This window comes from Streptomyces sp. AA1529 (assembly GCF_000280905.1).
GTDB lineage: Bacteria > Actinomycetota > Actinomycetes > Streptomycetales > Streptomycetaceae > Streptomyces.
In genome coordinates, this window is record NZ_ALAP01000017.1 from 89,598 (window position 1) to 100,318 (window position 10,721).

The 10,721-nt window shown below is 75.1% G+C and carries 9 protein-coding genes; 6 read left to right on the forward strand and 3 right to left on the reverse strand.

Going from position 1 to position 10,721, the window contains the following annotated elements; translation table 11 throughout:
- The first annotated feature begins 321 nt into the window (after positions 1-321).
- The 5 genes from A949_RS0104385 to A949_RS32465 all read left to right on the forward strand — a co-directional run bounded on the left by A949_RS0104385 (position 322) and on the right by A949_RS32465 (position 4,334).
- Positions 322-861, forward strand: a complete 540-nt coding sequence (locus A949_RS0104385) for an Asp23/Gls24 family envelope stress response protein (RefSeq protein ID WP_019354794.1) — start codon at positions 322-324, stop codon at positions 859-861.
- 156 nt (positions 862-1,017) lie between these two features.
- Positions 1,018-1,203 (forward strand): hypothetical protein, encoded by a 186-nt coding sequence (locus A949_RS0104390; protein WP_019354795.1) that lies wholly within the window; start codon positions 1,018-1,020, stop codon positions 1,201-1,203.
- Complete coding sequence (locus A949_RS35365; protein ID WP_019354796.1) at positions 1,200-2,516, forward strand: DUF6286 domain-containing Asp23/Gls24 family envelope stress response protein; 1,317 nt, start codon at positions 1,200-1,202, stop codon at positions 2,514-2,516. The genes A949_RS0104390 and A949_RS35365 overlap by 4 nt, the downstream gene beginning before the upstream one ends.
- A complete protein-coding gene (locus A949_RS0104400; RefSeq protein WP_019354797.1) occupies positions 2,516-3,124 on the forward strand; it encodes a hypothetical protein in 609 nt (202 codons plus the stop codon). Before A949_RS35365 ends, A949_RS0104400 begins: the two co-directional genes overlap by 1 nt.
- Positions 3,125-3,482: 358 nt before the next feature.
- The gene (locus A949_RS32465; protein ID WP_019354798.1) at positions 3,483-4,334 is read left to right on the forward strand and encodes a YihY/virulence factor BrkB family protein; all 852 of its coding nucleotides are present in this window, start codon (positions 3,483-3,485) and stop codon (positions 4,332-4,334) included.
- Between the two features lie 91 nt (positions 4,335-4,425).
- Here the strand turns inward: A949_RS32465 and A949_RS0104410 are convergent, their stop codons facing one another.
- Complete coding sequence (locus tag A949_RS0104410; protein WP_019354799.1) at positions 4,426-4,983, reverse strand: DUF4232 domain-containing protein; 558 nt, start codon at positions 4,981-4,983, stop codon at positions 4,426-4,428.
- Between the two features lie 291 nt (positions 4,984-5,274).
- On the opposite strand from A949_RS0104410, the gene A949_RS0104415 reads away from it, so the two are divergent.
- Positions 5,275-6,909, forward strand: coding sequence for a PH domain-containing protein (locus A949_RS0104415; protein ID WP_019354800.1), 1,635 nt, complete (start codon positions 5,275-5,277; stop codon positions 6,907-6,909).
- 58 nt (positions 6,910-6,967) lie between these two features.
- Here A949_RS0104415 and A949_RS0104420 read toward each other — a convergent pair whose 3' ends face one another.
- Positions 6,968-8,473, reverse strand: a complete 1,506-nt coding sequence (locus A949_RS0104420) for an NAD-binding protein (RefSeq protein ID WP_106428733.1) — start codon at positions 8,471-8,473, stop codon at positions 6,968-6,970.
- A 639-nt stretch (positions 8,474-9,112) separates the two neighbouring features.
- Positions 9,113-10,411 carry an NAD(P)/FAD-dependent oxidoreductase gene (locus A949_RS0104425; RefSeq protein WP_019354802.1) on the reverse strand — a complete coding sequence of 433 codons (1,299 nt, stop codon included), beginning with the start codon at positions 10,409-10,411 and terminating at the stop codon, positions 9,113-9,115.
- Between the last annotated feature and the right edge of the window lie 310 nt (positions 10,412-10,721).

The following is a 10,721-nucleotide window of genomic DNA, read 5'->3' on the forward strand; positions in this document are numbered from 1 at the left end:
CTCTCGTTCGGTCTGCTCGTTGGACAACATCACCGGCCCTGTGTGACGCACGGGTGCCTGTGACCTGACCCTCACCTGCCCGCGGGACACCGTCCGAAGATTTTTCGGAACGGTGCGTCACAACTGCCGCCCGCCGGTGTCCAACGCAGTGGGACCGTCCATCGGAACGGGACCGCGGAACCGCGCCCGGCCAGGGCTCAGGTGCCGGACCCGGGTCCGCCGGCCGCACCGGCCGGATGACCGAACCGGGCCGGATGACCGGTCCGGCCCGACGTCCGGTCCGGGTCCGAAGAGAGACCACCAGAAGGAGAGGGAGCAGCGATGACCACGCAGCAGACCGAACAGACCGAGCAGCCGCAGCAGCGGAACACGCCGGTGTCCCAGAAGGCGTCCCGGGCACAGCAGCCGGAGAAGCCCGCGACGGGGACGACCGAGGTCGCCCAGGGCGCATCCGGCGTGGACCAGCCGGCGGCGACGCGCGGCAAGACCTCCATCGCCGACGTCGTGGTGGTCAAGATCGCCGGGATCGCGGCGCGGGAGATCCCCGGCGTGTTCGACATGGGCGGCGGGCTGTCCCGCACCATCGGCGCCGTCCGGGACCGGGTGCCCGGCGGGCGGCCGAACGTGGGCCGCGGCGTGAAGGTCGAGGTCGGCGAGCGGCAGACCGCCATCGACCTGGAACTGGTCGTCGACTACGGCGTGTCCATCACGGACGTGGCCGCCGACGTGCGCGAGAACGTCATCGGCGCCGTCGAGCGGATCACCGGCCTGGAGGTCGTCGAGGTCAACATCGCCGTCATAGACGTTCACCTGCCCGAGGACGACACCGAGGACGGATCGGCCGACTCCCGCGTCGAGTGATCCGATGCCGTCCGCACGTCCAGGCCCCGGACGGCCGTGGACCGCCGGGGACGGCAGGGCGGCACGCGGCCGACGGCGCGGAGAGCGCCGGGCACCACCAGGGGACGGGACAGGTCGGGCTCCGCCGGGGGCTCGTGGGGAAGGCGGGGAAGGAAGATGGACAGAGGGCTCATCGGCATGATCGCGGGGATGGCGCTGGCGTTCGCCGCCTACTTCGGCGGCTTCGGTGCCTTCCTGCTGGTCGCGGCGCTGGGCGCGCTCGGCTACGGCGCGGGTGCCTGGCTCGACGGCGGCGGCCGGGCGCAGGAGCTGCGGGCGCTGTTCGAGCGGAACCGCCGATGACCGCTGCCGCCCGGCGGGGCACCACCACCGTCGCGGACAAGGCCGTACGCAAGATCGCCGAGCGGGCCGCCGGGGAGGCGCTGCCCGGTCCGGCGGCGGGCCGCGCCAGCGGCTCGGCGTCCGTCCACGGGCGGCGGGCCTCCGTGGCGCTGCGCCTGCCGCTGCCCTATCCGGCGCCGCTGTCGGACACCGCAAGGCGGGTGCAGAGCCATGTGACCGACCGGACCCGCGAGTTGACCGGACTGGGCGTCGCCCCCGCACGGCTGACCGTGACCCGCCTGACGGTGCCGTCGGAACCGGCGGCCCCCGGAGTGTCGGACCCGGCCCCGACATCCGGCTCGGGCACGGCGAGCGGCTCGGCTGCGACGGCCGGTACGGCCACGACGCCCGGTCCGCCGGCGGACGAGGTGACGACGGGCGAGGTGCCGGCGGACGAGCTGACGACGGGCGGGCCGTCGGCCGGCGAGGTGGCGACGCGCGGGCCGTCGGCCGCGGCGCGGCGGGCGCCGCGCCGCTGGTGGTCGGCCAGGCGTGCCCCGGCCGCGGTCCTGGCCCTGTCGGCCGCCGCCGGATGTGCGGCGGTGACCGCCGATGTCGTGCGCGTCCACGTCGCGCACCGTCCGGCCGCCGCCTGGCGGACACGGACGGTCGAGTGGCTGTCCGTACACGGTCCGGATGAGATGCCGGTCGTCGTCGGGAGTGCGGTCGTGGCGGTGCTGGGCCTCTGGATGCTGGTGCTCGCGCTCACCCCCGGCCGTCGCCACCGGTTCACGCTGGCCGCGGCCACACCCGTAGGGAACGTGGCGGTCGACCGGTCGACCGTCGCGGCGCTGCTCCGCGACACCGTCGGGGACGTCGAAGGTGTGGCGGCGGTACGGGTGCGGGTCGGGCGCCACCGCGCCACCGTCCGGGCCTCGCTGGCCTTCGGCGACCGCGAACAGGCCCGCGAGCAGGCCGCTTCCGCCGCCCACGCGGTGCTGGCGGACTGCCTGCTGCGCCGCACCCCGCGCCTGCGGGTGCGGCTCACCCTCGAACCCACCTGGCAGCCACCGGACTCCGCGCCCCCGCCCTCGTCGTACGTGCCCTCGGCAGCAGCACCCCCCGGCCCCGACTCCCGCCCCGACTCCCGCCCCGGCCCCGGCCCCGGCCCCGCGACACCCTCCGACCCGACAACGCCTGCCGCCCCGGCGCCCTCGTCCGAACCGTCCGACGGCACCGGCATCATGGATGCCACCGGCACCAGCACCGGAACCGACACCGACACCGACACCGACACCGACAGCAGCACCGCGCCCCCGGGAGGTGAGCGCTGATGGCCGAACCCCGTACCGCCGTCAACCGGACGGTGTTGGCGGTGACCGGCGGACTGCTGCTGCTCGGCGGCGGGTGGTCGGCCGGCCTGCGCACCGAGCCCGTGGAGCGGCTGACCGCCCGGCTGTCGTCCGTGCCCGGGATGGGCTGGGTGCGTCCGCCCGCCGATGGCAGCGTGCTGCTGGACCGCCCGGGCCTGGCCGAGTTGCGTGCGCACGACGGGTGGACGCCCGCCGTCATCGCTGTCGGCGCCCTGCTCACGGCGCTGCTGACCTGGTGGTTCCTCGGGCAGCTCCGGCTGCGGGCGCGCTCCCGGCTGCCGCTGGCCACGCCGGGCGGGGTGCTGCGCACGCAGGCGCTGGAGGAGGCGCTGACCCGGCGCGCGGCGTCCGTCGGCGGAGTCGCCCGCGCCCGGGTGCGCGTCCACGCCCGCCGTCGGCGGCTGCGTGCGTATGTGCACGTATGGCTGGAGCCGGACACCACGCCGCTGGCCGTGCTCGACGCGCTGACCGCGGTCGGCACGGAGGCCGGGGCCGCGGTCGCCCCCCACACCGTCACCACTCGTGTGCGCCTCAGCCACCGCACGCACCGGACGCCGCATGTCCGCTGACTCCGCGGCCGTCCCCCGGGACGCCGCGGCCCCGGGGCCGGTGCCGGTTCCCCCGCCGACACCGGCCCCTGCGCGGGTGCCGGCGCCGACGGGCGGGGCGGCGCACACGGTCAGCGACCCCGCGGACCCTGCGGACCCCGCGGAACCCGCCGACCCCGCAGACCCGTTCGCTTCCGCAGACCTCGCTGACACCGCAGGCCCCACAAGCACCTTCACCCCCACAAGCACTGCAAGCACCGCAGACACCGCAAGCACCGCAGACACCGCACCAGGGCCCACCTACACCACAGGCCCCGCGCCCGCCGGCGGGCGTCCCGCCCGCGCGTGGTGGCCGGCCCTGCGCCGGATCCCGGTGCGGATGTGGAACGACGACATCAACGACTACGCGGCGGCCCTGACGTACTACGCCATACTCACCGTGCTGCCGGCGCTGCTCGTCACCGTGCTGTCCTTCACCCTCATCAGCCCGGACGCCGCCGAGCTGTTCGTCACCCACGTCACCCGGTACGCGCCCGGCCAGTCCGGCACCGAGCTGCACAACCTGCTCACCCACATCCTCACGCCGCGCTCCGGAACGTGGACGCTGCTGGCGGCGGGCGGGGGCAGCGCGCTGTGGTCGGCATGCAGCTACCTCGCCGTCTTCCGCCGCGCACTGCACCGCATGCATCGCATCCCGGACAGCCGCTCCCCGCTGCGCAAGCTCCCCCGGATCGTGGCGACCGCGCTGAGCCTGCTCGTGCTGCTCCTCGTCAGCGCTCTCGTGCTGCTGCTGAGCGGGCCGGTCGCGCGGCTCCTCGGCCGACTGCTGCACCTGGGCGGCACCGCACCGCTGGTCTGGGGCCTGGTGCGCTGGCCGCTGCTGCTGTGCCTGGTGGCCCTGACCGTGCTGGTCGTCTTCCGTACCGGCCCCCCGCCCGCACGCCGGCGCCGCGACAGCCTGCCCGGCGGTGTGCTCGCCGCCGGGCTGTGGCTGACGGTCTCGGCGGGCTTCGCCTTCTACACCTCGCTGCTGGGCGCCTACAGCAGGCTCTACGGCTCGCTCGCCGGGATCGTGGTCTTCCTGATCTGGCTGTGGCTGTCCAACCTCGCACTGCTGGCCGGAGCCCAGTTCACCGCCGAGCTCCGGGGCGGCGTCCCGGCCCCCTCCCCCTCCCCGGGCCGGCCCCCGGGTCCGGGCGCGGACCCCTCCCCTCCTGGGGTCCGCGCCTGACCCGTGCCCCGCTCCGGAACCCCCCGTGCCCCGGAGCCGGAGTCGCTGTCGGCTCTCGGCTGTCGGCTGTCGGCCGGTGCCCGGTGCGCGGTCAGGCGGCGAAGGGGACGGCGTCTGCGGGGTCGGCGTGCCAGTTGGTGGTGATGGGCCGGTCGACCTCGACGGTCTCGGGGAGCTGGAAGCCGACGGGGTGGGTCTCGTCACCCGCGACAGCGAGGATGAGCCGGCCGAACTCCCTGCCGCCGTTGCTGTTGGCCGACTTGGGGCTGATACCGGCGTAGGCGGCGGTGGAGCCGGAGAGCTCGACGGTGTCCGTGACCGCCTGCTCGGCGGGCGACGCATGGGTGTCGGCGGCCGAGCCGAAGGAGGCGGAGGGGATGGTGCCCTCCAGGTAGCACGTGATACCGGGCTTCGCCTTGGCGGTGACGAGGTAGTAGCCGCCGGCCTGGGTCTCCGTGCTGACCGTGAAGTCCAGGTCGTCGGTACCGCACGCCTGCCCCCACCCGTCCTGCTGACCGGCCCCGGCGCGCGCACCGGCGTCCGGGGCGGCGGCAGCGGAAGCCGTCGCCGCCCCGGAGGCCGCGAGGACCGCCGCGCCGACGACAGCCAGGGCAAGACGGGAAGAACGGAAGGAAAGGCGCGAAAGCATCGGAAACTCCCTCTGCTGCTGATCACGTTGGCGGATACGCAGAGTGGGATGCCGCCTCCGCGGGGAAAGTTCACACCTCCCGGAAGTTTTTCCGACGAGCCGCCGTCGACGAGCCGACGAGCCGCCCCCGCGACGAGCCGACGGGCGGCAGGGGAAGCACGCAGGCCCCCCGCTCGCCGCACCCGGCCCTGCCGGCTCGCGCTCCCTTCCAGGCACCGGCAGCGTGGCCCGGCCGGAGGCTGCCGCAGGGGGCAGCAGCGCCCCCGGCCGGGGCAAGGAAGAATCGCCGCCATGACCGAAACGTGGGAAGTGCCGTGCCCCGCGCCGTGGCGGCGCGCCCTGTGGCTCTCCGCCGGGCTCGGCACCGCCGTGACCGGTCTGGAGGCGGCCCGCGCGATCCACCTGGGGACACCTCCGAACCCCTGGACGGGGATCGGTCTGCTCGTCGCGCTGATCAGCTGTGCGCTGCTCCACGCGGTCAGCCACCGGGTGACCGCGGACGCGGACGGTGTGCACCTCCGCTCGCTGCTGCGCCGGCGGCACATACCGTGGAGCGACATCTCCGATCTTCGAATCCGGCGCATGCACACGGACAATTGGCGCGTCCCGGAGACCCACCGCATCATGGTGGTGCTGCGCGGTCGGCGCAAGCGCCTCCTGCCCCTGCCCATGTGCCGCTCGGCGGCCGAGCTGCCCGACTTCGAGGCCAAGCTGGCGGCACTGCGCGCACTGCACCGCCGCCACGCGCCCGCCTCGGCCCCACGCACCGACCGCGTTCCCGTCATCTCGGCCCGGACCGCCGGACGCACCTGGGCCGGGTCACTGGCCCTGTGCGTACTGCTGCTGACGGGCGCGGGCACCGCGCTCGCCTTCGTACCGGCGGCCGAGACGGAGAAGAGCGCCTGGGAGGCGGCCGTCCCCTGCACCGCGGCGACGCCCGCCGCGGAGCGCACCGAGTGCCTCACCACGCTGCGGGCCGAGATCGAGCGCACCGACGCCAACCAGCCCAAGCAGCGCAGCTGGCTGTACTTCACCGAGGGCCGTCCGCTGGAGCGGCTCGGCGTCTCACGGGAGGCCGCGCTCGACTTCGAGGCCGGTGACCGGGTCGAACTGACCGTCTGGCGGCGCCAGGTGCGCGAGGTCTCGGGGGCGGGACACATATGGCGCGAGCACTTCCCCGGCGCGGGGGACGTGCTGATGGTGGCGGCCGGATGCGTGCTGGTGGCGGGCCTGCCCGGGGCGCGGATCCTGATGCGGCTGCGCGGGCGCCGGCTGCCGGAGGACGAGGTCATCCCCTCGGCACTGCCGTTCGCGGGCGCGCTGGCCGGCACCGCCGGGTGGCTGCTGCCGCTCTGCTACCTCCACCCGCTGGACTTCCTGGCCTCGCCCGCGGTGACGGCCTGGACGGCGGGCGGCTCGGCGGTCAGCGCGGGCCTGTTCGCCTGGGCCTGGTACGCCAGCCGCATCCGCCGGCCCGACGCGGCAACGGGTGCGGGCACCGGAACGGGCACGGAGTCCGGGACGGCTGCCGCACCGGCCGGGACCTCACCGGCCGGGACCTCCCCGCCCCGCGAGTCCGCGGCACGCGGTGACGTCTTCCTGTCCGCACGCTTCCTGGAACACACCGACTACAACCCGACCGGCTTCGGCACCCACGTCGTCCTCGGCGACGGCCCGCCCGCGGTGGCTCCGCACGGCGGCCCGGGCCGGTTCGCGGTGAAGCCGCTGCCGGTGGAACGGCTGACGGTGCGGAACGTGCGGCGTCCGCGGGGCGGCGACGGCGAAGCGGTCCCCAGGAAGTGGCACATCGCCGAGATCGACGACGCGGGCACACCGGTCCGCCTCGCGGCCGCCCCGGCCGACCTGGCCCGCATCGTCGCGGAACTGCGCCGCCACGCGGGCGCTCCGGCGGACTCCGGGGTGTGACCATCTGCGGGGGCGACGGGCCGGGACCCGGCGGCGCCCGGCGGCTTCGGCGGCCGCATCACCCGCCGGGGTCCGCGGTCGGCGGTCCGCCCCGGTCGCCGTCCCCGTCACCGCTCCGGCCGACGCCCCCACGGCTGTTCGCGTCATCGCTCCGGACGCCGTCCTGGTGGTGCGCGCAGCGGCCCGTGTACGGCCATGGGCTGAACGATCCGCTCGGTCCCTCCACGAGCAGCCGGGAGTCCTGCGCGAGCACCCCGTGCGGCCGCAGTCCGGTCAGGCTCGCGGTGGTGTAGGCGGCGCTCAGGCTGGCGAGGTCGCGCACGATACCGATGCTGAACAGGGAGCGGGTCTCCGCGATGGCCTCGTGGTCGCCCGCCCGGACCACGACCCGCAGCTCGGGGTCGACCGCCCGCGCGGCCACGGCCACGGCGATGTTGTCCAGGTCGTCGGAGGCGACCGCCGCCATCGCCTGGGCCGTGTGGAGGCGCAGCTTGCGCAGCACGAACCGGTCCCGCGCGTCGGCCACGACGACGGGGATCCCGAGCGCCTTCGCCAGCCGGAGGTTCGGGGCGGCCGGATCGCGCTCGACCGCGATCACACCGAAGCCGAGCGCCTGCACCCCGGTGCACAGCCGCAGACCGACCTGCCCCAGCCCGACGACCACGACGTGGCCGGCTCGCGGCAGTGCCCGGGAGCCGACCATGCCGATCGCGCGCGGGGCCAGCAGCCGGTCGACCATCCCGGCGGTGAAGACGGCGGTGAGGACGATGGTGACCAGCATGGCGACGCTGGCGAACACCAGGTAGGCGGTCGAACCGTGCGCGGCCGCGGGGCCGACCGTGGCCAGGGTGCGGGCGGCTTCGAGAAGGGCTTCCACGGGCGGCCGGTGGTGGAGGGTCACGGCCCAGGTCCAGTCCGCCAGCAGCACCCCGAAGAGCCCGGCCAGTCCGGCCAGCATGATCCGGGAACTGCCGTCGTGCGGGCGCAACTGGCCGCGGATCTTGCCCAGTCGGGCCCGGTAGCGCAGGGAGCGCGGCGCCCGGTACGCCGCCAGCCGGACGGCGCCCTGCTCCCAGCGCGCGCCGACGGGGCCGTCCGGGGTCTGCCGGAGCGCCAGCAGGTCGGGCTGCACGCAGGCGGCGAGCAGGACGGGCGCGGCGACGTCGGCGGACGAGGTGACCCGGCAGTTGGGGACCATGCGCGCCAGTTGCTCGGCGACGGTCCGGTCGAAGACCGTCACCACGAGCGGGACCCGGGGGCGGACGTGCTCCACCGCGAGCGCGTAGCGCAGGGACTCGACGTCGTCGTCGAACAGCACCGCGACGCCCGCCACCTCGCCGTCCAGTGCCGGGCGCAGCTCCTCGTCCGAGGGCTGCCGCAGGTGGCGTACGAGGTGCCCGGCGGACCGCAGCGAACCGCAGACTCTGCGTGCGGCATCGCTGCCGATCACGACGTAGTACGCCCGCGGCAGCTCTCTCTCCGGGCCTTCCGTTGCGTCTGTCGCCTCCGGCGCTGCCGAGGTGGCGGTGTCGCGGGGCGGTTCAGAGGGGGAAGGCACAGTCATCGGAACGGTATGGGTCGCAGTCGAGGCAACGCGGGGACCGGCAGCCGGCACACGGGGTGAACGGACCGCCGCAGTGGCATCGGGCCTCGACGAGGGGGTCACCGTCGGCGCCGGGGTCGGAGTCCGGTCGGCGGCGGACCGGGACGGCGCCGGGCAGGGGGCGTCCGCTTGCCACACACATGGCTCTGCTCCAGGGGATCGGGGGACCGCTCGGCGGCGCAGCACGCCGGCGGAATCGGCGGAGGGTCCGGGCGTCCGGTCACAGGGGCACGGCGACGCCCTCGTGTCGGGGCGGCCGTCGGGCATCACCGCACCTCGGTCGAGGGCGGGAAGGGGGCCGGACCGGCGGGGTGGGGCCGGTTCCTTCCGGTGCGCGCGAGAGGCGCGGCAGGAGTGCGTCGGACGACGGGAAACGACGAACGAGAGACGGTGAACGACGAACGCGGAACGGGGAGCACGGGACGCCGGGGTCGGCCGACGGGGGCTCGCGTTCCGACCGTAGGACGGGCCGCGCCACCGCACCATGGACAGATGTCACACCCCTGACGCTCCCGGTACGACAGATGCTCAAGAAGCGCGGCGCCGGTGGACCGGGTCGGCGAGTGCGGCACGGACCACCCGGCGCGGCCCGGTCCGACTTCACCGGGAAGCGGCCGGGCTCCCGGCGGTCGCGGCGGAGCGTCCGGAGAGGAAGCGTCGCGGCGCGAAGGGACGCACCGCACCGGCGATCTCCGAGAGCTGCCGACCACCTGCGACGTACGCCGAGACGACGTCCGCTGTCACCGGGGCCAGGGTCACCCCGAGCATGCAGTGCCCGCTCGCGACGAGCACGTTGTCCTTGCCCGGCAGCGGCCCGATGACCGGCAGCCCGTCGGGGGTCATCGGCCGCAGTCCCGTCCAGCCGCGCGGTGCCGAGCCGGGGGAGAAGCCGGGCAGGAACTCCTGCGCGGAGCGCACGATGCCGGCGAGGCGACGCCGGTCGACGGCGGTGTCGAAGCTGCCGAACTCCATCGTCCCGGCGAACCGGAGCCGGTCGGACAGCGGTGAGACGGCGACCTTCGCCTCGCCGAGATAGACCGAGTGCCGCAGTGCCACCGTGCCGCCGGTGTCGTCGAACCCGTGTCCCTTCCCGGGCTGAACGGGCAGGGGGCAGCCTGCCAGCCGCGCGAGGCGACCGGTGTGCGCCCCTGCGGTCAGCACGAACAGATCGCCGCCGAGCTCCTCACCACCGGCGAGCACCGAGGCGACCGCCCGGCCGCGGAGCCGGATGTCGGTGACCGGACTGTTCTGCAGGAAGCGCACCCCGAGTTCCCGGCAGCGGTCCCGCAACCCCCTGACCAGGTCGACCGGGTCCAGATGCCGCTCCTGGGGGCAGCGCAGGCCGGCCCGCACCTGCCTGCCGAGGGCCGGTTCGAGATCCCGCAGCTCGTCACCGGACAGCGGGACGGCCGGGTGCCCGATCCGCTCCATCGGCGCCGTGGCCGCCTGGTACCGGCGCATGGCCTCGAGCGTCTGGAAGGCCATGAGTTGGCCTGTGCGGTGGTACTCGAACCGCACGCCGTCGGCCGCGTACCGGTCGAACAGCGGGACGGCGCGCTCGCTCAAGGAGGCCAGGGCCGCCACCCCGTGCTGGAACGGTCCGGGGCGGCAGTACCGCAGCATGCTCGCCATGAAGCGGACATGCTCCGGGCGCGGCGTGGGCCGGATGTAGAGGGGGCTGTCCCTCCGGGTCATCCACCGCAACGCCTGCCCGACCATTCCCGGCGCGGGTACGGGCGCCGACAGGACCGGAACGATCCACCCGGCGTTGTGGACGGACGCTCCGCTCTCCCCGTCGGCGCCGTCCACCACGGTGACCGCGAGGCCGTCCTGTGCGAGGCGGTAGGCGGTGGCGAGTCCGATGACACCCGCGCCGACGATCACTGCGTTGTCTGCCATTGCTGTCCTTCCTGCCGATCGGGACGGTCCTGCGGGGGTGTGCTGCTTCGACTCACGGGCTCTGCGGCTCTGCGGCTCTGCGGCTCTGCGGCTCTGCGGCTCTGCGCCCAGGGTGGCCCGGTGGCCGGTGACCGGCCGACGGGCCCATCAGCGGAGGAACTTGCCGGCCAGAAGCCGGGCGACGGCCCAGTCCTGCACGGCCACTCCGACGCTCTTGAACACGGTCCGTCCGGTGGCCCCCACGAGAGGAGCCCCGGAGGCGGCCGGTGCGGAAGACGCCGTCAGCGCGGTGCCGAGCTCCGTGAGGGCG